This is a genomic window from Pseudoalteromonas ruthenica, assembly GCF_008808095.1.
GTDB classification, from domain to species: Bacteria; Pseudomonadota; Gammaproteobacteria; order Enterobacterales; family Alteromonadaceae; genus Pseudoalteromonas; species Pseudoalteromonas ruthenica.
Map to the genome: position 1 here is coordinate 444,525 of NZ_CP023397.1, position 23,089 is coordinate 467,613.

A 23,089-nucleotide genomic window follows, 5' to 3' on the forward strand; every position below is an offset into this window, starting at 1 on the left:
CTCCTGTTGGCCGCATTAGCGGCCTTTTTATTGCTCGAATGCGCGCTAAATCCGTCCATCGCTCGTCGTTGTGCAGCTACCATCATGGTCGTCACACTGGTAGACTGAGGGCGAATATCACCATCAATAAGTGAATAATAAGTGTCAAATAAGCTGGTCATTAAGCTTCTTGTTTATAGCGTAGTGCTGGTGGTCGCTATGGTGTTAACCGTGCAGGTGACCGTGCAGCAGCAGGCGCAACGTGCGCACCAGCAAGCAAGGGTGCAAGGGGCGCACCTCAGTGACTATATCGATAGGCAATTTAGCCGCTATCAACGTATTGTCGATTCCTTGAGCCGCAGTAAAGCAGTGCACCAAGCCTTGGATATAAAGCGCGCGGCCAGTCAAGATACCGACCGCTATCTGCACGATATGCAACTGGCCAGTGGCGCCTCTGATGTATATTTACTCAACACATCAGGCACTGTGGTTGCGACCAGTAATTGGCATTTACCCTACAGCTACAAAGGCAATAACTTTGCTTTTCGCGGCTACTTTCGAGATGCTATGCGCCACCATAGTGCCATTGATTTTGCCCTAGGGCAGCGCTCTCGCAAGCGCGGATTTTACTTTTCTCAGGCTGTCATAGTCGCAGGTGAGGTGGCCGGCGTCATCGTTGTTAAAGTGAATGCCAGCCAGTTTGAGGCCGATAAAGCGGCACTCGATAGCGTGCAAGATACGCTATTTGCATTGGTTGATGAGAATCACGTGGTGTTGATGTCGAACGCTGAACCGTGGCGATTAACCTCGTTGTCGCCAATGACGACGCCGCAGCGCCAGCAGCTAAAGCAGTCGCAGCAATTCCTTGAACGCACCATCGCACCGGCGCCTTGGCAGTGGCAAGGTCAAGCGCAGGTTTACATTGCAAAGCGCAAGCGTACCTTTGTGATTGATGACACCGCTTTGGCGCGTGCACCTTATCAACTATTGACCCTCGTGCCTCGCAATTACCTTAATGAAACTTTGGTGGCGCGCCTTGGTGTCACCCTCATGTGTTTATTGGTCTTGATTGCCTTGGTTGAGTATTTATTGGTGAAAGTAGCGGGGTATCGGCAACTGCTTTACAGCGAGCGCTCCCTTGCCGAGCAGTTGAAGCAGCGAAGTCAGGAGTTGGAGCAAGCCCAAGATGCCTTAGTACGCACCGCTAAACTCGCCACTATCGGTCAACTCAGTGCCAGCGTTAACCATGAAATTAATCAGCCGCTCAGTGCCATGAGTGCGTATATTGCCGCCAGTAAACGGCTTATTGCTCGTGGTCAATATGATAAAGCGCTCAGCAACTTACAGCTAATCGAGCAATTAGTTAATCGCGTTCATGCCATTGCGGCGCAACTAAAATCTTTTAGTCAAAAGCGTGAGCATAAAATGCAAGCAACGTCTTTGGCGCAAACCATAGATAACGCTTTGTTGGTTGCAGGGCCGCAACTCAAAGAATACGGTGTTGAGGTATGCTACCACCCGCCCAATGTGACGGTGTGGGTTGACCCTTATCAATTTGAGCAGGTGCTGGTGAACCTTTTTGCTAATGCCTGCCAAGCCATGGAAAAACAGGCGGTGAAGCGGTTGCGTATTGAAGCTGATAGTGACGACGAGAATGTGTATTTATCCATTATCGACACCGGCTCGGGGATAGAGCATCATGCGCTAAGCAGCATTTTTGAGCCATTTTACACCACCAAATCCGAGCATGGCCTAGGGTTGGGGTTATCCATTTCTAAGCAAATTATCGAGTCTTTTCAAGGCACGCTTAGCGCTCATAATCACCCCGATGGCGGCGCTGAATTTTTAATTAGTTTGCATCAACAAGAGCCACAAATATGAGCAATGCACAGACTATTTACGTTATTGACGATGAACCCAGTATCCGTGACTCCTTAAAGCAATTGTTAGAGCTTGAGGGCTATCAGGTCGTGTGTTTTGACGATGCCAATAAAGCCTTGCATAAGCTTAACCGTAGCTTTGCCGGTGTGGTGCTTAGCGATATTAATATGCCTAAACTGGATGGTTTGGCGTTTTTGCAGCAGGTTCAGCAGTTTGACTCTGAGTTGCCGGTGGTGTTTTTAACTGGCTATGCCGATGTGAGTACCGCAGTAAAGGCGATGCAGCAAGGGGCCTATGATTTATTTGAAAAACCGGTCAATGAACAGCTATTAGATTGTTTGGCACGGGCCTTGGATAAACGCAAACTAGTGCTAGAGAATCGCCAATTAAAACGGCAAATAGAGCATCATTGTGCTCCTGGGGTGCGTATTCTGGGGGAAACCCCACAAATACAGCAGATGATGCAGTTACTTGATGCGATTAGAGACACCCCCGCAGATGTATTAATCGAAGGTGAAACCGGCACCGGGAAGGAGCTCGTCGCGCGTTATTTACACGAACATGGCGATCGCAGCCAAGGCCACTTTGTGGCAATCAACTGTGGCGCAATTCCAGAAGAGCTGATTGAAAGTGAGCTCTTCGGTGCTGCCAGTGGTGCGTATACTGGGGCTAATCAGGCACGCGAAGGCAAGTTCGCTTACGCCAATGGCGGAACGGTTTTTCTCGATGAAATCGAAGCGATGTCAGCAAGCTTACAAGTTAAATTACTGCGTGTGCTCGAAGAGCGCCAAGTCACCCCCGTCGGCTCGAACCAGAGCATTGACCTTGATATGCGAGTGATTGCGGCAACCAAGGTCGATTTGCAAACCCTAGTGGATACTGGACAGTTTCGCGCCGACTTGTTCTTTCGCCTCAATCTTTTAAAAGTACCGATCCCGGCACTACGGCAAAGAAAAGCCGATATACCCCTTTTGTATCAGCACTTCTTATCTATCGCCGCCACGCGTTTTCATAAACCCAGTATGGCGTTAACAGAGCCCCTGCGTGCGCAACTGATGCAATACGATTGGCCGGGCAATGTACGTGAGTTGCGCAACCATGCTGAGCGTACGGTATTGCTTGGCGAGCAATTAGCCACTCACTCAATACAAGCGCTTGAATCGCAGCAAGAAGTACTGAGTTTGGCGCAAAAAGTCGCTTACTATGAGCAGTCACTCATTGAAGATGCATTAGCCCAAAGCCAAGGCAGTATCAAACAGACCATGGCACTGTTGCAAATCCCACGCAAAACGCTGTATGACAAAATGGCCAAGTACCAGCTCACCCGAGCAAGTTATACCGAGCCTAATTAATGGGTGGAATTGGTGATAAATAAGTAAAAGAATGTGCGGGAATCCACACATGTCACGCCTTATACATGCTTTAAATTATGACAACTCATTGTTTATATTAGGTTATTAAAATTGGTCAGGTTCTTGAGTGTAGTGTTGCAGACAACAATAGGACAACACTATGATAAGACCAATAACATTATATTCATGCGTGATACTTGGGGTGGCTGCACATGGCGCTGCGGCCGGCGACTACAGCATTTATGGTAAAGCACAGGTGCAACTTGAGCACACCGATAAAGGGGTGATGCGTTACACCGATAAGGGCACCCATATTGATGCGCCATTCTCGCGCATTGGCGTAAAAGGCAAGCACGATATCAGTGCGCAAGCCCAAGTGGTATATAAATACGAAGTGCAGGTGAAAGGCTTTGAAAGCGACGACACCAGCGAGCCATTCAGTGCACGCAACACCTACTTAGGAGTGCAATCAGCTTATGGCACGGTGCTATTTGGCCGTAATGACAGCCGCTTTAAGTACAGTGAGGGCAAAATTGACCAATTCAATGAGACCCAAAGTGACATAGCGCAAACAATAGGCGGTCAAGACCGTATTGCCGATAGCATTACCTATACCTCGCCAAAGTGGGGGCAATGGCAATGGGCGCTGACTTTTGCGCCGAAAGATGACGCTAAAACCGAAAAGAACGGCGTCGCCGCCTTATTGAGTTATGGCGATCGCGCCCTAAAGCAGACCCCTTACTATTTAGCCCTAAGCTACACCGATGCCCTAGCTGATATTCAAGCGTTGCGCGTCAATGCGGTGTATCAATGGCAACGACTGCAAGGTGGGGTGCTGGTGCAGCGCAGTGAAAATTTAGCCGGTGATAAAGACGGCAACAGTGTGCTTGTGAGTTTGCGCTATTATGCAAGTGACGCATGGCAACCCAAATTGCAATATGCGCGTGATACCAGCCAGCTTCGTCACGACAGCGATAGCGAGCAGCTTTCAGCGGGTGTTGACTACGTAGTTGATAAGCAAACATCTTTTTACTTTTTAGCGACTAAACTTGAGCTCAACCAAGTCTCCGATACCAGTACTGCAATTGGACTAAAATATAAATTCTAAGAGGTCTTAGCATGTCAGATTCGAAATTTACTCAACTTCGGGGTCAACTGTTGTTGGCCTTCGGGCCATGCGTCATGTTGTTGACCTGTTTGCTCGAGCCACCAGCGGGGATGTCTATGGCCGCGTGGCGCACTACCGGCTTAACAATTTGGTTGGCATCTTGGTGGGTCAGCGAAGTGGTGCCTATTCCGGCCACCTCGTTACTGCCTTTGGTGATTGTGCCTTTGGCTGGGATTGCACCGATTAAGGCGGTTGCAGCTCCTTACGCCCATCCTCTTATTTACCTCTTTTTAGGCGGCTTTTTACTGTCAATTGCCATGGAGCGTTGGGGGCTGCATAAACGCATTGCTCTGACTACCTTATTGCTGGCGGGCAGCAAACCAAGCTTGCAAATCATGGCGATGATGGCGGTGACCGCATTTTTATCAATGTGGATGTCAAACACCGCAACAGCCGTGATGATGCTACCGATTGCTTTATCGGTGGTCCATTTATTAAAGGATAATGGCAGCCAATGTGATAATTTTGCCAAGGCGCTGCTATTGAGTATTGCCTATGGCGCTAGCATTGGGGGTATTGGAACCTTGATAGGCACGCCACCGAATGCCTTGATGGCTGCGTATCTAGCCGACAGTTACAATATCGAAATCGGCTTTGCTACCTGGATGATGATAGGCGTCCCTTTGTCTCTAGTGATGCTGACGTTAACCTGGCTGTGGTTAACGAAAGTGATGTATAAAGTGGATAAAACTGCCAGCCAAGTAGAGACCAAAGGCATGTTTCGCAATCAACTAGCGCAGTTAGGAGCGATGTCTCGGGCCGAGAAAAGTGTCCTCGCGGTCTTTGCCTTAGCGGCGGTGAGTTGGGTGTTGCGCCCTGTGCTCGGTGATGTCACCGGACTGGCGATATCAGATACAGGTATTGCTATTGCTGCGGCGTTGCTACTGTTTATGTTACCGGCAGAAAAGCACTCTCAAGAACGGGTTCTAGACTGGCAAAACGCAGCAAACGTGCCTTGGGGGATTTTGTTGCTATTTGGTGGCGGCTTGACCTTAGCGGCGCAGATAAAAAGCTCAGGCTTGGCTGATTACATCGCTAATCTGCTGAGTGGGGCCAGTGCTATGCCGTTGGTGATAAGCGTTCTCGTGGTGGCCGCGTTAATTACTTTCCTAACCGAGATCACCAGCAATACGGCGACTGCCGCCGGGTTTTTGCCTTTACTTGGGCCGGTGGCAGAGTCGATTACTGGTACACCCTTAGTCTGGGTGGTGCCCGCTGCCATTGCCGCCAGTTGCGCCTTTATGATGCCGGTGGCCACGCCACCGAACGCGATTGTATTTGGCTCGGGAGAGATAAAAATTACCGATATGATCCGTGCAGGCTTTGCTTTGAATATTATTGCTATTGTGCTGATCACGCTGGTAACTCTGGTGATAGCGCCGATGGTGCTTAACTTTTAATGGTTTTCTCAGGCAGCGCGGCCATAAATAACGCGCTGCCTGTGATTACGTAGCCAGTTATTTAGCGACCAATAGGGTTAAGCGCTTGTGCAGCTTGGCACTATCGAGTTTGCCATAATAGGCGATAAGGTCGGCTTTGTTATCGCCATTGATATCGGCATGGCTAATCTGTGCTGCGGATTGTGGCAAGGCTATATCTTGACTGCTTTTGCGGGAGAAGCCGCCGTCTTTGTTACCTAAGCGATAAATAAGCTCATCACTGTCCTCAGAAAGTAGTAAATCGAGAATGCCATCGCCACTAATATCGGCGAGTTTCACCAAGGGTTCGCTGGCGCGGCCTTTGCTGATACTAAAGCCCATTTCGGTTTCATAGTCCATGCTCGGCTGTTCCGGGTAGTGTCCTTGCGCATTTTGGCGATAGAGCAGCACGTCTTGGTCAATGCTACTTGCTAGCAGCGCAGAGACTACTTGCGAGACCCCTAACTCAAAACTGGATACCATCACTTCTTTGCGACCATCACCATCAATGTCTTGCAGTTCAAGGCCAGTGAGCGTTCCTTCTGCACGCACTGTGGTATCGGCCTGCACACCATAACGAAGCTCGCCATCAGCGGTGTTTTTGCCATAAAATATCTCGTAGTCGTTTTTTCTATCTAACACGCCGGAGCTTTGGGTATAGCGCACCACCATATCCACTATTGCATCGCCGTTAACGTCTTCAAAGCGTTCCAACTTACGGTAGTTGAGATCGCTTTGGTCCAAAGAGCGGCCATCATCATCGAGTTGATCCCACCAGTCGATGGCGTGAATATCCTCGCGAATGGCCACTGTTTGATGGTCAAAATGGCGCTTGGCAGCAGTGTAAATGTGCAGCTGCCCGGGGGTGAGATGAGCAATATCCATGCGCTCATCGTTATTAATATCTAAGGTAAAGGTTTGTGCCGGAGTCACACTCAAGCCATCGCGAGTTAATACGTTTTGGCCGGTAATAGCCAATTTAGAGAGCTTGTGCGCTTTATCTTGCTGGCTAAACCACACCTGTAACTCATTAAAGTTAGGCAGCATCACATCAGCACTTTCATCGCCATTAAAATCAAATATAAATGGCATGCGGCGCATAAAGTTACTGCGTTGAATTTGGAATACGGAGCTGACTTCGAGATAGGACAATAACCTTGGCTCTGAAGGGCCTTGTGGATACTGATAACGACCAACATGGTCTTTGGCGAGGAAATACAGGGTCTGTTTGCCCTGCGGGTCGTTGCCAATGTCATAGGCAAAATACTGCTCACCAATGGCAAAGCGGTCCACCTGGGTTAGTGTCCCGTCAACCAACGCCAGAACGGCCACTTGCTGTGCTTTGGCGCTGCTGCGGCCGATAGCGATTATCTCTTTACCCGGATGAGGCGAAATATCGGCGCTAATAGGGGCCTGAGTAATGTTAAAGTCAACATCAAGATGGTGTTCACTAAAAGCGTCAGCCCATACTGGTTTGCTTAGCAAAAGCAGTGCGGCGATGGCACTTTTAATTGGCAAGTGTCTTCCTGTCACGTTAAACCTCATTATTGTTATGTATTGTCACTGGTATTTACCTTGGGGCCAGCGACTCACGCAAGTACAGGCCCAAGATGACTTCTTTACAGTGACATAACTTTTAATGCCTCGCCAACATTCAAATGTAAGTAAGTGTATAAACGCTAATTACGGGCAAGCACGGGCGGTGATAAGGTTTTGCATAATAGCCCAATACATAACACGGTAATAAAAGTGAGCGCATTGGCCATGGCTTGCAGAGAATAATCTACACTTGCGTGCAATAACATAAATATAATGGCGGCGATTGCTCCGAATGCGAGCCCCTGATAAAGCCGCGTTCTGCGCTTTTTCATTACTTGTACCGAGACCCATAAGCAACCACCAATCGCCACTGCCAAGGCAATGCTAGCAGGCCAACCAAGCTCAATTAAAAACTGCAGATAGTCATTGTGGGCGTTATCGTAATAGCCTGAGTAGGGCCCTTGTTGGACACTTGGAAATACAGTGTAGAAACTCCCCGCACCATGACCTAAAAAAGGGTGTTCGAACAGCAGTGTCCATGCGTCACGAAGCACTTCATCACGGCTTTCGAAAAGCAAAGCGGTGTTACTCAAACGTTCCTTCACTTGGGAAACCCCGAACAGTGCGCCAATAAGAATGAAATCAAGCACGAAAAAACTAAAAATTAACCATTTAAATTGCTTTGAGGGCTTGCGGTAGAAAAACAGTGCTAATAAACAGGCTAAGGCCAAGGCAATGAAAAAAGCAGCATTGCCCATGCGGGAGCGGGTCAGGATAAGCGCGATAACCATAACCATTAATGCTAAGCGAATCATTAATTTGGGGCTTAACCATACTTGGATCAGACGTTTAAAGCTGAGAGGATTTTGCCCAGTGCTTAGCTGAGCTATGATGAGCCCAACGCCTAAACTTAAAACCAAACCAAGGTAATTAGCTAAAAAGTTCTGGTAGGTGAAACTACCGAAGGCTTTATCGTTGCGCTGCCACTGTAAGACTAGGCTAGGTAAGTCAGGGCTTAACACCAAAATACAGGCATAACTTGCCTGCACCAACCCAGTTATCACCAATAACACGACCAGTGCCCGCAATCGTTGATAGCTAGTGCAGTAAGTAAGCAGCAAAACGGCGTAGAGGGTCAGTGCTACCGTGACCAGCAAAGCATGCCTGGTCGCACCGGGGCTGGCGCTCAACTTTAGTACATCCTGCATAGCCACTACAAACACACAACTTAGCATGGGGATGATAAGCCAGCGGTGCGTCTTATTTATATTCCATAGCGGTTGTTGAGTCGTCACAGCATAAGCACAATGCAAAGCGCTGACTACAGCGATAGCTAGGCACAATAATGCACTGGCCCAAAGACGAAAGCCCCCTAATACAAAGGGGGCTATAAATAAGATGATGAGTAGCAGCGCAAAGATAGCACGTGAACCATGCGCTTTAAGGCGATTATCCGAGCTTTCGGATGTCTTCAGAGACAGGCTTAACACTGAAGAATCAACGCTTATTGGTTCGACTCAGAAATTCCGCCATCCCCGCCTGAACCACCGAGACCGACGATGGGGGATGGTGCGAAGTTTGGGGCAGTTGCCGGCCCTGCTGCAGTTGCTTGTGACACTAAGGTTGCGTCCATATTGTTGGCAATAGCTAACGCGGTCACATTATCAGGGTTCATGCCCGCACTGAGCGCCGCTGCAACGATGTTCATGGCCTCATCTGAGGTCACGCCCACGTGGACTAGGGCTCGGGAAAATAGCTCATTGGCTGCGCGGGTATCAGCCCCAACAGCAGTGATAGCAGAATTAACCAAAGCCGCATTTAATGCTGGGTAGCGGCTCATAAGTGCGGTAATTTGTTCACTGAGTGGCTGCCCTTGGTCGATAGCCTCAGTAATAATCGCATCGCTTTTAGCGGTCGCTTCGACAGCGTGCGCATTGCCTATCATCATGGCGCATATCATCCCTATGCACAGCACTAAACCGGTCTTTTTCATGATCTACTCCTTTATCGCTATAATGTTCGTGTTTGAAAGTTGAAGATAGCCTGTTCGGGGCCTTCTTCTAATTGCATTGGCGGCTTTATGTAGTTTCCTTGCAGACCGTCAAACTGCAGCTGCATAGCTTTGTCAAAGCTCACCGCGTTTTCGATATGACAGGCAATTGTTTTTATTCCAATTCCTGTGCAAGTGGTGACAATGGAACGTAACAAAGCAAGTGCATCATCGTTCTGCTGTAAGTCCTTGGTATAGGCTGCATCCACCTTCACGTAATCTATATTGAGGTCACGCAGATACCTAAATGAGGTAAGGCTGGAACCAAAGTGCTCTATACACACTTTAATATTGAATGCTTTCAGTCGCGCCAACACATTCTTGGCCATGGCGATATCGGCCAATAGGGTGGCTTCACCTATTTCTAACACCGTGTTGTGGCGTAAGCACCCGTAATGATGAGCCTGACGACACACCCAAGTAATAAAATCTTCATTGTAAAACGCCTCTTTACTTAGGTTTACTGCAAGGGCTAACTCCGTATGAGTATTACGAAAGTTAATAAAAGCTTGGAATAGCTTTTTCTCTAACTCACACGCCAAGCCGAGGCGCTCAGCCATGGCGAATAGTTGTTGGTTATCAATAGACTTCCCTTGGTCGCTAATGCGCACAAAGGTCTCAAAATAATGAGCTTGCTGCTGTTGTTGTTTGCGAACGGGTTGAAATGAGTAACTAAAATTACCTTGCTCGATAATTCTCACAATGGTCTCTCGCCACTGGCTTTGCGATTGCACTAAATTGTGTGTTTGACACATTGCCGGCTTGTCAGGGCTTGCTGTTGAAATGGCGGTATCCAGTTCACTAAGTATAATGCCCACGGTACTGCAGCTGTTAACGGAGGCGATACTCAGATGTGCAAAGCCCTTCTCATAACGATGGTGTTGCTCTTTTTGAAGGCTGTGGTGCAAGCGCGATAATGTTTCAGCAACAAAGTCGCAAGGGTAGGGCATATGAATAGTGAATGTACCACCGCTAATGCGATAGATATGGTAGTCACCTAGGTGGGCGAGGTAGCGTTTGATGACTTCCAACACCGCGAGCACGTAGGCGTCACCTTGACGGTAATCATGATGTTCATTAATTAATTGCAGGCTAGGCAAGGTGACCATTGCCACGCTGTGGGTATGCTCATCTTGCAGCTGTTCAGTCACTGCGCTAAGTTGATTATCAAAGGCGCGACGATTCCCCAATCCAGTTAACTCATCACGATACGCTTGGCGGTAGTAGGCATCGCTTTGTTTGGTTAATGCATCAAAGGTACGCTGAATACTTGTCACCATGTCATTCATCGCTTTTGTGACTGAGAACAGCTCTCGAGATTTCGGACTCGCGTTGTTTTGAACAAACTGTTTCTGGCCAATGCGCTGTGCCTGCTGTTCTACTTTTCGCAGTGGCCTGAATACCGAGCGCAGCACCAAATAAGCAAGACTCAGGGCAATCACTAAAATCATTGCTGAGCTGATTGCCGCTTGTTTCACCTGCTGCCAAAGCTCGATGTATGCAGCGCCTGGATGCGTGGTGACACTTAAAAAGCCACCCACTTTCCAACCACTATTGAGCTCCTTGGTGTAGGTCGGTGCTGTGAGCTGAAATAGGCGCATAAACCATGATGGCACCCCGTGTATTTCGGGGTTGTGATTGAGGTTAACAAGCGACTTACTTTGATCATCCTTAAGCTCTATCTGAGCATAGTAACCAGAGTCAAAAATAGCTTGAACCATGGTGCGTGCCACCATCATATCGCGCTCATTTAAATAGGGTGAAATAGCCAGACCTAAACTGGTCGCGGTATCACGAGCGTGAGTCGCCATTTGTTGCTGATAAAAGGCTTGGGTTTGTTCGCTACTAAGCTTTAACTTCACTGCAAAAGTGATTATTCCCAGTAACACGATGAGGGCGTAGACTTGAGTTTGTAAACTCATCCTTGGTTTGTTCATTGACTTTTCACTCCTTGTTCGCTGATTCCTGTTCGATCTGCTTAATCAACTCCTCCCAAGCAGACACTCGACTGCCAGTGGCTTGGCCACTGAGGTTTTGCGCTTTAGCCAACCATAATCCTTGGCCATTGAAACTATAAATCGGTTTTAAATCTTCGCGTTCACTGGCTTTGACAATACGATTATCAAAATTATCAAGTACGTAAGGCTCATCATCTTGACCATCAAAATACAGCACTACCATATGTGGTTGATCAAGCGTTAAATGGCGCACATACATTAAGCGTAGCTGCTCATCGGGGATGCCTAAACTAACCAAGGTAAAAAACTTGGCGATGGCGTAATCTTCGCAATCACCGGCACCTTGGATCAGCAGTTGAGCCGGTGTGGCCCAATAGTCACTTTGATGCCACAGCGTTTCGTCACTTTGGTAGGCCACCACGTCATTAAAGAACTGGTTGACGCTCTGCAGCTGGCGCCATGCATCTGCATGTTGCTGCATAACAAGCATCTCTAGCCAGTGTTGGGCCCGCCTTGATGCGCTAATGTTCCCTTTATTTTGCACGTACTCAACGAGCTGCTGCGGCTGCAACAATTGTCCGTAGGTCAATGCAGCCGTGCAACTTAAGGCGACTGCGACAGCAAATCTTACTGCTGTTTTGATTCCGGTTACAATTTTGCAGTCCCTTATAAGTTTGCGTTCATTCCCAGAATGATATCACTTAAATGTACAGCAGGTACACGCGAAATAAAAACTTAATCTAATTCTTTGGTGCTAGTTATTGAAATCTATTTGTTAACAAGTACAATGTTTAGTACTTATCGACTAGATGTGCAGTGCCAAGGACGGAGTGGGCTCACTGAGTGTTTTGCCACTCACACCGTTTTCAAAGGAAATATATATGAAAGTGCAAAAGGCGGTATTACCGGTCGCCGGTCTCGGAACACGTATGCTCCCAGCGACCAAAGCCATCCCTAAAGAGATGCTCCCATTAGTGGACAAACCTCTTATCCAGCATGTGGTCCGTGAAGCCGTTGAGGCGGGGATCAAGGAAATTGTGCTGGTGACTCATTCCTCAAAAAATTCAGTAGAGAATCACTTTGATACCAGCTTTGAGCTCGAAGCAACGTTGGAAAAACGAGTCAAACGTAGCTTGCTCGAAGAGGTGCGCAGCATTGTGCCAGACGATGTCACTATCATTTCAGTACGCCAAGCCAAGCCGCTAGGATTAGGCCATGCGGTATTAGCAGCGCGTCCGATCGTTGGTGAAAACCCGTTCGCGGTGTTACTGCCTGATGTGATTATTGATGAGTTTGCGTGTAATTTGCGCAGCGAAAACCTTGCGCAGATGATTGCACGTTATGAGCACAGTGAGCATTCGCAAATCATGGTTGAGCCTGTAGCAGCCACTGATGTTGACAAATATGGCATCGTTGACATTGACGGTAAGACTATTCACGCGGGTGACAGCGCTGTTATTCGTGACATGGTAGAGAAACCCTCACAGCAACAAGCGCCAAGCCGTTTGGCGATAACCGGCCGTTATGTGCTCAGTGCGCAAACGTGGGATCTGCTCGAACACACGCCCCCAGGAGCCGGTGGCGAAATCCAATTAACCGATGCCCTCCATCAGCTTCGCCAACTTCAAACCGTGGAGGCATTCCATTTGAAGGGTCGCTCTCATGACTGTGGCTCTAAACTCGGATACATGATTGCCAATGTGCACTATGCCATGCGCAGCCAACAGTTTGGCAGCGAATTTCAAGCTGCACTGGAAAGCATGTTAGCTATCGAGCAAGCCAAGCACAGTGCCAGCGCATCGGCATAACACCTGTTAAGCGAATTAAAAAATTAGAGGATTTATATGGCCACTAAGGTACTGAGTGTATTTGGTACACGTCCTGAGGCAATCAAAATGGCGCCGGTAGTGAAAACCTTGGCGAATGACTCTCGCTTTGAAGCGCGCGTGTGTATCACGGCACAACACCGAGAAATGCTCGATCAAGTTATGGCTCTTTTTGCCATTAAAGCCGACTATGATCTCGACATTATGCAAAAAGGGCAGTCACTCAATGATGTGACATGTCGCATTTTGCAGGGCTTAGCTCCTGTGCTTGATGAATTTAAACCCGATATCGTCTTAGTGCATGGTGATACCGCCACCACCTTTGCGGCGAGTTTGGCGGCGTTCTATCAGCAAATTCCCGTCGGCCATGTAGAGGCCGGGCTGCGCACCGGGAATTTATATTCGCCGTGGCCTGAGGAGGCGAACCGTAAGCTTACAGGCGCTTTGGCGCAGCTGCACTTTGCGCCAACAGACACTTCAAAGAACAACTTACTGAAGGAAAATATTGACCCGAGCAACGTGCACGTAACCGGTAATACGGTGATTGATGCGTTGCTGGATGTTGTCGATAAGGTCAATACCGAGCCAAGTCTTAGCGAACAGTTGCAGCAGCAATTGGCATTGGCCGCAGATGAGAAAGTGATTTTAGTGACCGGGCATCGCCGAGAAAGTTTCGGTGGCGGCTTCGAGCGTATTTGTCAGGCATTGGCGCGTATCGCTAAGCGCTTTCCACAAAGCCGGATTGTTTATCCTATGCACATGAATCCGCAAGTGCGTGAGCCGGTTAATCGTCTGCTCCAAGGCTTGGAAAATATCTCACTTATTGAGCCATTGGATTACCTTCCCTTTGTTTATTTAATGAATCGTGCGCACCTTATTGTAACTGACTCTGGCGGCGTTCAAGAAGAGGCTCCAAGCCTCGGGAAACCTGTATTAGTTATGCGTGATACCACTGAACGCCCAGAAGCGGTGGCGGCGGGCACAGTCGAGCTGGTAGGCACTGACGAGCAAACCATTTTCACTGCCGTTGAACGTTTAATGACTGATGAGCAGGCCTACCAGCGCATGAGCCGTGCTCATAACCCCTACGGTGATGGTCAAGCCAGTCAACGTATTGCCGATGCCATCGGCGCTCACTTTCATGCCCAATAAGGATAGTTACTATGAATTTTGAAACAGTTTCAGTTATCGGCTTGGGCTATATTGGCCTGCCTACCGCCGCCGTTGTCGCCTCGCGTGGCATTAATGTCATTGGCGTTGATGTAAATCAGCAAGCAGTGGATACCATCAATGAGGGAAAAATCCACATCGTTGAGCCTGATTTAGACATTGTGGTACGCGGTGTGGTTGCCACCGGCAACCTGCGTGCGACGACCGAAGCTCAGCGAGCGGATGGGTTTATGGTCGCGGTGCCCACTCCCTTTAAAGATAATGACAGTGGACCAGTGGAGGCCGATTTAAGTTATATCCAAAGTGCGGCCAAAGCGATTGCGCCGGTGTTGGAAAAAGGCAATCTAGTGGTTCTTGAATCGACCTCCCCGGTTGGGGCCACCGAACAACTCGCTGCTTGGTTAAGCGAAGCGCGTCCAGATTTGAGCTTTCCACAGCAAGTGGGTGACAACGCAGATATTAAAATCGCCCATTGTCCAGAGCGTGTACTACCTGGCTATGTACTACAGGAGCTAGTTTCCAATGACCGCGTCATTGGTGGTATGTCGCAAGCATGCTCAAAACGCGCGGTTGAGCTGTATGAAAACTTTGTTCGCGGCGAGTGTATTATCACTAATGCACGCACCGCAGAAATGGCTAAGTTAACCGAAAACTCTTTCCGCGATGTGAATATCGCCTTTGCCAACGAATTATCGTTGATCTGTGACAAGCTAAAAATCAACGTGTGGGAACTCATTCGCTTGGCCAATCGCCACCCCCGCGTCAATATCCTTAATCCCGGTCCAGGGGTGGGGGGTCACTGCATCGCAGTCGACCCTTGGTTTATTGTTAGCAGTGCTCCCGAGCAGGCAAAGCTGATTAAACAAGCGCGCTTGGTCAATGACGGCAAGCCAAGCTATGTGGTTGAGCAAATAAAGCAAGCGGCGGATGAGTTTAAGCGCCCGGTTATTGCTTGCCTTGGTCTGTCATTTAAGGCTGATATAGACGATTTACGTGAAAGCCCCGCTTTAGACATTGTCAGTGACTTAGCGCAACAGCAAATCGGTGCCGTTTTGGCTGTTGAACCGAACATCGATGAGCTTCCTAGTCACCTTGGTGCCCAAGGGGTTGAACTGACCTCCCTGGAGCAGGCGCTAGAGCTTGCAAATATCGTCGTTGTACTGGTTGATCATAAGCAATTTAAAAATGCCGACAAAACCGAGTTTGCCCGTAAAGTGGTGATTGATACCCGAGGTGTGTTAGCGTGATGACACCTAAGCAGCTCATTAAGGCCGATTTATATCGGCAAACCGGGCGGGTTTCTAGGGTGTTACTGATCAAGCATTTATTAGTGAACCCCTCGTTCAACTATGTGTTTTGGTTTCGCTTGTGTCGTGCTCGCAGTACCCTGGTGCGCGGCTTTGCGCGGTTGATGCATAAACATTTATCAGTACGGTATCAGATTCAGTTGCCCAAGGAAGTGCAGGTCGGGCCTGGGCTGTACTTAGGTCATGGCACCGGCATTATTGTTAATGCCAGCGCTAAAATTGGCGCTAACTGTAATTTAAGCCCTTATACCGTGATTGGTTCAAACCATGGTCACGCAGCGCATATTGGTGACAATGTATACATAGGACCACACACCAGTGTGGTTGAACACGTACACATTGGCGATGGTGCTCAGGTAGGCGCGGGAGCTGTGGTGATCAAGGATGTACCTGCGCATGCCACCGTAGTCGGAAACCCGGCTAAAGTGGTGCGCGAACATGGTGAGGCAACCTATATTGCAAATCCAGTGCAGGTTAATTCATGACCCAAGTAGTGATTGTTGCACCGTTAAGCACCATTGACTGGGGCAGCGATAACGCCGGGGGCGTCGATAGTGTGTGCCAGCAGTTATTGCAAGCACTCATAACGACGCCAACGCCCGGGTGTCAGTATGAAGTGCTCGCGTTGAAAGTTGGTCAGTCTTCAGCAGAGTATTTCACGCGTTATCGCTTAAGCGAACAAGTGCATGTGACCTTTGTACCTAGCAAGGGCAAGATCGCGGGAGTGCCAGTACCTGGCGTGATTCATCAGTGCTGGCAAGTGCGCAAGTTTTGCCGGGCGCACCGTGCGGATGTGGTGCACAGTCACTATTGGTCGCTGTTGCTTGGCGTGCCCAAACACATTGCGAAAATGGTGACAGTGCATTCGTTTGGAAAGTTAGGGCGTAAGTCAGTGTCGATGCTCAATGACTTGCTCTATGAGCGTATTCTGCCGAGCTTGTCACGCCATAGGGCGAATAAAGTTACCTGTGTAGGCGAGCAGCTGCGACAGTGTATTGCCCAGCAAACAGGAATAAATGCAGAGGTCGTTGCAAACCCCATTAATCCCACTTTTTTTGCCGTAAATACAGCGTCGGTAGAGAAGTTTAACACCCCCACCTTAGTGACCTGTGCAATGATCCACCGGAAAAAAGGCATTCATGTCGCTATAGATATTGTGGCGAAGCTAAATCAAAGCCGTGAGGTGAATTTGTGCATTATCGGCCCGGTACGTGATCATGACTATAAAGCGGAGTTAGACGCTCAAATCGAGCGGCTTGGGATCTCGACTAACGTGCAATTTACCGGTGCCTTGTCAATGTCTGAAGTGGCGCAGCATTATGCCAAAGCACATGTGGGCTTGTTTTGTTCACAAGAGGAAACTTTTGGCTTGGCCCCCTTGGAAATGGTCGCTGCTGGTCTTAACGTGGTCTCGACGCGCGTGGGTGTATTGGCTGAGCAGCCACAGTTATTCATCAGTGCGGGTGGCGCCTTTATCGATAGCAATGATATCGACGCTGCGGTGCAAAGAGTTAGTCAGGTGCTCGAGGGTAGGGGCAGTGCTGAGCCTCAGCTCATCGCCGACGCTTTTTCGGCGCAACGAGTCAATGCCCAGTATCAGCAGTTGTACAAGGAGCTAGCGGGTGTTCAATAAGTTACTCAGCTACGCCCCAGTACAGATATTTTCAGCATTGAGTGTGTTTGCGCTCATAGCCATACAAACTCGGTTTCTCACGGTAAGCGAATACGGTCTTTTGGCAGTACTGCTGGTGATCATGGAAAGCACACGCTCTATGTTTGCGCAGTGGATTAATACTGCACTGCTACGCTTTTACCCCAGTGCACAAAGTCCAGAGCGTGAGCAGCTTTTGTGCCTCAGTAGCTCGTTGTTATGGTTATTTGCAGCGGTAGCAGTACTGGTTGTAGCCTTGTGCTTGTGGGTGTTTTCGCTGTTCTCATGGAGCAACATGCTTTGGGTTGCTCTGCTGTTCGTTGCCAAAGGAACATACACCTACTACCTTGAGCGCGCTCGAGTGTGTGAGCAAGTTAATCGTTATCGTTATGCAACCTTGACCCAAGCGGTGTTATCCGTGGTGCTTACCTTAGGTTGCCTATGGTTTGATGGTGCCCTGCATAGCGCCTTAATTGCTTTGGTAGCGAGTAACGCCATCGCCTTGTTATTTACTTTGCGTAGAAACCCTCAGGGACATAAGGGCACACCGGTGCTGCGCCGAGAGTTTCTGCACTATGGTTTACCTTTTATGTTTACTGGTGCTCTCGGAGTATTGGCAACACGCAGTGACCGTATCGTCATTGCTCAGCTTACCTCGTTAGAGCAAGCTGGGCTCTACGCCGGCATAGCCAACTTGTTAGTGGGCTTAATGGCACTGGTGTTTATGGTCGTGGCACTGCCGTTGTATCCAGAGCTGACTAAACTCACCGACAAACCGCAGCAATTGCGTCAGGCCCATAGCCGCTATGGTGGGTATTTGTGTGCGTTAGCGATACCGGCGCTGACCGGGCTGTGTTTACTGGCACAGCCGCTGATCACTGTGTTTTTAGGTGAGCGCTATCAGCAGCTAGATTTACGCGTATTTTATGCTATCGCCGCCGCCACTTTTATTTTGAATCTACGCGGCCACTATTTAGACCATGGCTTACAGTTTAGGTTGCGCACTCAATGGCTACCGCTGATCACTGCTGTGGGCTTTGCCTTGCAGCTCGCTTTAGCGTTTACATGGGTACCCAAGCTAGGTGCGTTAGGTGCTGCATTGGCGTTGCTTATTGCTATGTGTGTCGCAGCGTTGCTGTCGTTGATAACTGGGCGTTATTACCGTTACCACTTTACTTGGCCAGCACAGCTTTATAAAACGCTACTGGCGACAACGGTGATGGGCGCAGTGCTTTATACATTGTTGAAAAACCTTGTATCACTTGCGCCTTGGCAGCAGCTTGTTATTGGTGTACTGGTAGGGATCACGACCTATGCGCTGATGTACTGGTTACTCAATACTTTCGCTATACGTAGCCAACGCCTCAACTGGAGGCGGCGCAGTGTCTGAGATTAAATTAGTAAAATACCTACAATTAGCCTTATTCAGTGCAGTGGTACTCGGTGGCTACCTGCTTGAAAATCTCGGTATCGCCTACGTATCAGAAGGCGGCTCGCCGGTGGTTAAAATACACCTTTATGCATACATTTTACTGGCGTTATTTGGGTTATTGGTGTTGAGCAGAGGCATGGCAGCAAGTGTTGCTGAATTAGGTCAATTAGCGTCTATTTGGTGGTGGTCATTTATCGCTCTAAGCGCTGTTATCGTCTATGGCTTAGCCACACAAGGCACGTCAGGCATGGCCTATATGGTTAATACCTTTTTAGCGCCATTGTTGTTGTTAGTGCTACTCGCGCAACTATCACACTCGCAGTTGCAGCGTATTTTGGTGCTACTTGCTTACTTGTTGCTGTTTAATTCCTTACTTGCCGTGGGGGAGTATGTATTAAATACTCGTATTGTAAGCGTTGAGTTTGACTCCTTTGCTTTTTTTCGCTCAACCGCATTGATGACACACCCCCTGAACAATGCCCTGATCACCGTGGCTTTAGCCTTGTTGCTCTGCTCCTACACTCGACTCCCGGCTTTTGCTTATATCGGCCTAGTGATTTTGGCGCTGTTTGCTTTTGGTGGGCGGGCAGCGTTAGCACTCTTTTGCCTTGGCGCCTTAGTGTGTGCCGTGCCCGCATTGTGGCGATTTTTAACCCGTGGTGTGGCCGTTGACAGGCGGTACCTAGCGGTACTTATGATGCTCGGCTATTTCGCCTTTATTGCTTTTATTGTGGTGCTTATCGAGTCGGGGATCACGGAACGTATCGCTTCGAAAATGTATATCGATCACAGTGCTACAGCGCGTTTAGATGTGTTTTATCTGCTTGAGCAGTTGAGCCCAAAAGAATGGGTGTTCGGCGCTTCAGCGAGTTTGATGGCTGCTATCGAGTTTTATATTGATATCTCGGTTATTGAAAACTACCTCGTAGGATGGATTTTTAATTTTGGCTTGATTGGTGCTGTGCCGCTTTTTATCGCCGCTTTCTTGCCCCTAGGTTATTTCTTTTATCACGGGAACTTAGTCAGCCGTACCGCGATTGGTGTGTTTATGATTGTGGGGGTAACCAATAACTCATTAACAACAAAAACACCGGTATTGTTACTACTTTACTGTGCCTTGTTCTGTGCTTTAAAACTTCAACAAAAAGCCCAAAAATCGATTCGGGCCCAAGGAACTAGCCATGCTTGCGCGACTTAAGTCATCGTCTATTTATGCCCATTTACGGCAAATAAAGTACCGTCGCCAACGTCAGGCTTTAAACGCGCAACCTAAAACCACGCTGGCGCAGATGCGAGCGGTGTTGCTCGATGATTTGCAGATAGCGCAAGGGGATGCATTGTTAGTGCACTGTGGTTTTGGGTTTTTGCATGCTGATTTTACTCCCCAGCAATTGCTCGAGCTACTAAAGCAAATTGTCGGCCCTACAGGTATCTTGGCCATGCCATTTTACCCGCCAGGGTTGTCGCAAGATTGGCTAAAGGCCGGGCGTATTTTTGATAGCGCACATGTGCGTTGTGGCACCGGGGTATTGGCGCAAACTCTAGCTGATGATGAGCACAGTCACATCAGTATCCACCCTATCAAAGCCGTTGCCGCTTGGGGCCAACATAGCCGATTAATTACCGCTCATCACCAGCGTAGCCAGACGCCTTATGATGCGCACAGCCCCTATTACTTGCTGGCACAATTGGATCACTCCAAGTCCATCGGTTTGGGCGTACGTAATTGTTCGATGGTGCACTGCGCTGAAGACCTGTACGAGCAAGATCTGGGATATCTCTATGGCGACAAGTCCTTTGCAGCAACGGTGATTCATGAAGGCAAACAACATCGCGTAACCACTTTTGTGCATGACATTCGCGAGCCGCTGATGGAGTCGAGCACATTTTTTGATTTGCATTGTCCCCAATTGGTTACCTTAAGTCAGCGTTTAGTTTCGCCTTGTTATGCTATCGACAACTCTAAACTGTTGCCTAAATGCCAGCAGCTATTCGCGCAAAACATCTCAAGGAAGAAGAGCTAATGAAGTACATTTTGACGTTTGATTATGAGTTGTTTGGCAGTGGCAAGGGCGATGTGCTTAAGCACTTGGTCGCGCCCACAGACAAAATGCTCAAAACCATGCAACGGCTGGGAATACGCGCTACTTTTTTCATCGAATATCTTGAGCTCGAAGCGATTTTTAAAGAAGCCGACAGCGGCAATCCTCTTTTTATCGACGATGCCAAGCATATTAAAGCCCAGCTCCAGCGTATGGTGTCTCTAGGTCACGACTTACAATTACACCTGCACCCTCAATGGTATCAAGCACAGTGCCGTCAAGGACAATGGCAGCTCAACTTTGACTGGTGGCGATTTTCTGCCTTGCCTTATCGCACCAGTGCTGATGGCACCCCAGGTCAGTTTGATTTATTGCTCGCCGGTAAAGCCTTTCTGGAAGCATTAATTCAGCCCCTCAACAGCGAATATCGTTGTCATGCATTTCGTGCAGGTGGCTACAATATCGGCTTTAATCCGCAGAGTGTGAAAGCACTAAGCGCTGCAGGCTTTGATACTGAATCATCTTTGTGCCCGGGTTTTTACGCCAATAAGGCCTTGTGTCAATACGACTACACCGACTGTGACTCATTCTTGCCCCAGCCCATGCCCGGCAGTGATGAGCCTACACAAGTCATCGAGTACCCGCTGCTTACGCTACGCAGCTCATTGGCAGAAAAAATCTCTTTGGCGCGTCTATACACGCGGTTATTTAATAAAAAATTAAAGCGTATTGGTTATCAACGTAGCGTTAAGCCGGCTGCCCCTTTGCAGCCAAATAAATTGACAAACAGTAACTTCGATGTGTGTCTAAGTAGCCGAGCACAAGTACAGCGATTTTTAGCTTTGGCGCAGCAAAAGTGCTTGTCTACCACCGTACTTATTGGACATGCCAAAGACTATTCATGGTTTTCTCCATTTGCATACACGCTTAAACGAGCACAGCGTCAGGGTCAATTTATCACTCTCTCAGATGCGCGGGAGACGGTGTAAATGTATACCTCTCGTATGTACAAGCGCAGTCCGATTTGGCTGCAAAATGTATTGGCCTCGGTCTATGGTGGTTTACGTCAGAAGCTGCGGGATAACCGACACACTCGCTCGCTAACAGCGCAGCTTGAACAGTTGCAATACGATGTGCACAAATGCGACGCCTATCGCCAAGCGCGGCTTAAAAAGATGCTTACACACGCGGCTCGCCGAGTCCCTTTTTATCGCGATAAAGGCACTGATTTAGGGCAATACAGTGTGATTGATAAAGCCACTGTTAAAGCTCAGCATCGTGATTTTCTAGACTCCGAACATCAAGGGGTCAAGATCAAAGGGGCAACCAGTGGCACCACAGGCAGTCCTTTAGTGATTTACCAATCGAAAGAATCGGTCATGCGTGAGCGAGCTTTTACTAATCGCCACCGACAGTGGGCGGGGTACCAAAAAGGAGATAAGCGAGCGTGGCTTCGCGGAGATATGATCGTCCCAGGTGAGCAACGAAAGGCGCCGTTTTGGCGTTATTCGTGGTTCGAAGATATGATCATGCTGTCTTCCTTCCATTTAACCACAGCTAATATGGCGAGTTACATTGACGCCATGGTGGAGTTTGGTGTCGATGTTATCCAAGCCTACCCGTCGTCGATTGTCAGCTTGGCAAAATATTTACAAAGTTGTGATACCTATTACCCGGCGCCATTAAAGTCAGTCATCACCTCATCAGAATCTTTAAGCGCCGAAGACAGAGCCCTGATTGAGTCACGCTTTAAGTGCAAAGTATTTGATTGGTATGGTCTATTTGAGCGTGTTGCAGCGATCGCCAATTGTGAGCATGGTAACTATCACCTTCTCAACGATTACGCTGAAGTTGAGTTGCACCATATCGATGGTAATCGTTATGAACTGATCGGAAGCAACCTTAACAACTCTTTATTTCCACTCATTCGCTATCGCACGGGCGATTTTGTCCAGCTGAGCGATGAACAAAGCTGTCCCTGTGGTCGTCATTATCCTGTTATCAGCGCCATTGAGGGTCGCCAAGGGGATTACTTGGTGGCTGAACAAGGCCAGAAGGTCTACGTGCTTAACCATATTCCTAAAGGGGTTGACGGCTTACTAGGGTGTCAGTTTGTGCAACATCGCCCAGGCGCGGTCGAGGTTAGAGTGCAAATAGATGATAGGCGCTTTGATGAGCACCAGCGCCAGCAATTAATAAGCAATACCAAGGAGCGCTTGGGTCAAAGCATGCAGGTGAAAGTAACACCGGTATCGCAACTAGAAAAAACCGCATCGGGCAAAGTACGCCAAGCGCTTTGTAGCATTGAGGAATGAG

General features: G+C 48.6%; 19 protein-coding genes. 14 read left to right on the plus strand and 5 right to left on the minus strand.

Features of this window, described 5'->3' with window-relative positions:
* The first annotated feature begins 141 nt into the window (after positions 1-141).
* From PRUTH_RS17165 to PRUTH_RS17180, 4 genes are all read left to right on the plus strand, one after another.
* Entirely contained in the window at positions 142-1,860 is a 1,719-nt protein-coding gene (locus PRUTH_RS17165; protein ID WP_151174009.1) for a sensor histidine kinase, read from the plus strand.
* Positions 1,857-3,212, plus strand: coding sequence for a sigma-54-dependent transcriptional regulator (locus PRUTH_RS17170; RefSeq protein WP_022945827.1), 1,356 nt, complete (start codon positions 1,857-1,859; stop codon positions 3,210-3,212). The genes PRUTH_RS17165 and PRUTH_RS17170 overlap by 4 nt, the downstream gene beginning before the upstream one ends.
* 160 nt (positions 3,213-3,372) lie before the next feature.
* The gene (locus PRUTH_RS17175; RefSeq protein WP_138548839.1) at positions 3,373-4,320 is read left to right on the plus strand and encodes a porin; all 948 of its coding nucleotides are present in this window, start codon (positions 3,373-3,375) and stop codon (positions 4,318-4,320) included.
* A gap of 11 nt (positions 4,321-4,331) precedes the next feature.
* A complete protein-coding gene (locus PRUTH_RS17180) occupies positions 4,332-5,780 on the plus strand; it encodes an SLC13 family permease (protein WP_151174010.1) in 1,449 nt (482 codons plus the stop codon).
* A gap of 57 nt (positions 5,781-5,837) precedes the next feature.
* Here PRUTH_RS17180 and PRUTH_RS17185 read toward each other — a convergent pair whose 3' ends face one another.
* The 5 genes from PRUTH_RS17185 to PRUTH_RS17205 all read right to left on the minus strand — a co-directional run bounded on the left by PRUTH_RS17185 (position 5,838) and on the right by PRUTH_RS17205 (position 11,934).
* Positions 5,838-7,331 (minus strand): FG-GAP repeat domain-containing protein, encoded by a 1,494-nt coding sequence (locus tag PRUTH_RS17185; RefSeq protein ID WP_170269010.1) that lies wholly within the window; start codon positions 7,329-7,331, stop codon positions 5,838-5,840.
* Between the two features lie 146 nt (positions 7,332-7,477).
* Complete coding sequence (locus PRUTH_RS17190; RefSeq protein ID WP_022945831.1) at positions 7,478-8,827, minus strand: O-antigen ligase family protein; 1,350 nt, start codon at positions 8,825-8,827, stop codon at positions 7,478-7,480.
* A gap of 14 nt (positions 8,828-8,841) precedes the next feature.
* Complete coding sequence (locus PRUTH_RS17195) at positions 8,842-9,330, minus strand: hypothetical protein (RefSeq protein ID WP_151174012.1); 489 nt, start codon at positions 9,328-9,330, stop codon at positions 8,842-8,844.
* A gap of 17 nt (positions 9,331-9,347) precedes the next feature.
* On the minus strand, positions 9,348-11,309 hold the full coding sequence (locus tag PRUTH_RS17200; RefSeq protein ID WP_170269012.1) for a bifunctional diguanylate cyclase/phosphodiesterase: 1,962 nt from the start codon (positions 11,307-11,309) through the stop codon (positions 9,348-9,350).
* A 22-nt stretch (positions 11,310-11,331) separates the two neighbouring features.
* Positions 11,332-11,934, minus strand: coding sequence for a transglutaminase-like cysteine peptidase (locus tag PRUTH_RS17205; protein ID WP_022945834.1), 603 nt, complete (start codon positions 11,932-11,934; stop codon positions 11,332-11,334).
* A 292-nt stretch (positions 11,935-12,226) separates the two neighbouring features.
* Between PRUTH_RS17205 and galU the strand changes: the two genes are divergently transcribed.
* Genes galU through PRUTH_RS17255 form a run of 10 tightly spaced genes read left to right on the plus strand, consistent with a single transcriptional unit; the run spans position 12,227 to position 23,088 of the window.
* Positions 12,227-13,153, plus strand: coding sequence for a UTP--glucose-1-phosphate uridylyltransferase GalU (gene galU / locus PRUTH_RS17210; protein ID WP_045978959.1), 927 nt, complete (start codon positions 12,227-12,229; stop codon positions 13,151-13,153).
* 36 nt (positions 13,154-13,189) lie between these two features.
* Positions 13,190-14,323: a non-hydrolyzing UDP-N-acetylglucosamine 2-epimerase gene (gene wecB / locus PRUTH_RS17215; protein ID WP_151174014.1), complete on the plus strand. Its 1,134-nt coding sequence runs from the start codon at positions 13,190-13,192 to the stop codon at positions 14,321-14,323.
* 11 nt (positions 14,324-14,334) lie between these two features.
* On the plus strand, positions 14,335-15,588 hold the full coding sequence (gene wecC / locus PRUTH_RS17220) for a UDP-N-acetyl-D-mannosamine dehydrogenase (protein ID WP_151174015.1): 1,254 nt from the start codon (positions 14,335-14,337) through the stop codon (positions 15,586-15,588).
* Positions 15,588-16,133 carry a serine O-acetyltransferase gene (locus PRUTH_RS17225; RefSeq protein WP_138542793.1) on the plus strand — a complete coding sequence of 182 codons (546 nt, stop codon included), beginning with the start codon at positions 15,588-15,590 and terminating at the stop codon, positions 16,131-16,133. The genes wecC and PRUTH_RS17225 overlap by 1 nt, the downstream gene beginning before the upstream one ends.
* On the plus strand, positions 16,130-17,281 hold the full coding sequence (locus PRUTH_RS17230; RefSeq protein WP_151174016.1) for a VpsD family glycosyltransferase: 1,152 nt from the start codon (positions 16,130-16,132) through the stop codon (positions 17,279-17,281). Before PRUTH_RS17225 ends, PRUTH_RS17230 begins: the two co-directional genes overlap by 4 nt.
* The gene (locus tag PRUTH_RS17235; protein WP_151174017.1) at positions 17,271-18,689 is read left to right on the plus strand and encodes a lipopolysaccharide biosynthesis protein; all 1,419 of its coding nucleotides are present in this window, start codon (positions 17,271-17,273) and stop codon (positions 18,687-18,689) included. The genes PRUTH_RS17230 and PRUTH_RS17235 overlap by 11 nt, the downstream gene beginning before the upstream one ends.
* Complete coding sequence (locus PRUTH_RS17240; RefSeq protein ID WP_151174018.1) at positions 18,682-19,929, plus strand: VpsF family polysaccharide biosynthesis protein; 1,248 nt, start codon at positions 18,682-18,684, stop codon at positions 19,927-19,929. Before PRUTH_RS17235 ends, PRUTH_RS17240 begins: the two co-directional genes overlap by 8 nt.
* Positions 19,913-20,755, plus strand: coding sequence for an AAC(3) family N-acetyltransferase (locus PRUTH_RS17245; RefSeq protein WP_151174019.1), 843 nt, complete (start codon positions 19,913-19,915; stop codon positions 20,753-20,755). Before PRUTH_RS17240 ends, PRUTH_RS17245 begins: the two co-directional genes overlap by 17 nt.
* Entirely contained in the window at positions 20,755-21,762 is a 1,008-nt protein-coding gene (locus PRUTH_RS17250; RefSeq protein ID WP_151174020.1) for a polysaccharide deacetylase family protein, read from the plus strand. The genes PRUTH_RS17245 and PRUTH_RS17250 overlap by 1 nt, the downstream gene beginning before the upstream one ends.
* On the plus strand, positions 21,763-23,088 hold the full coding sequence (locus PRUTH_RS17255; RefSeq protein ID WP_138589053.1) for a phenylacetate--CoA ligase family protein: 1,326 nt from the start codon (positions 21,763-21,765) through the stop codon (positions 23,086-23,088).
* The last annotated feature ends 1 nt before the right edge of the window (position 23,089 follow it).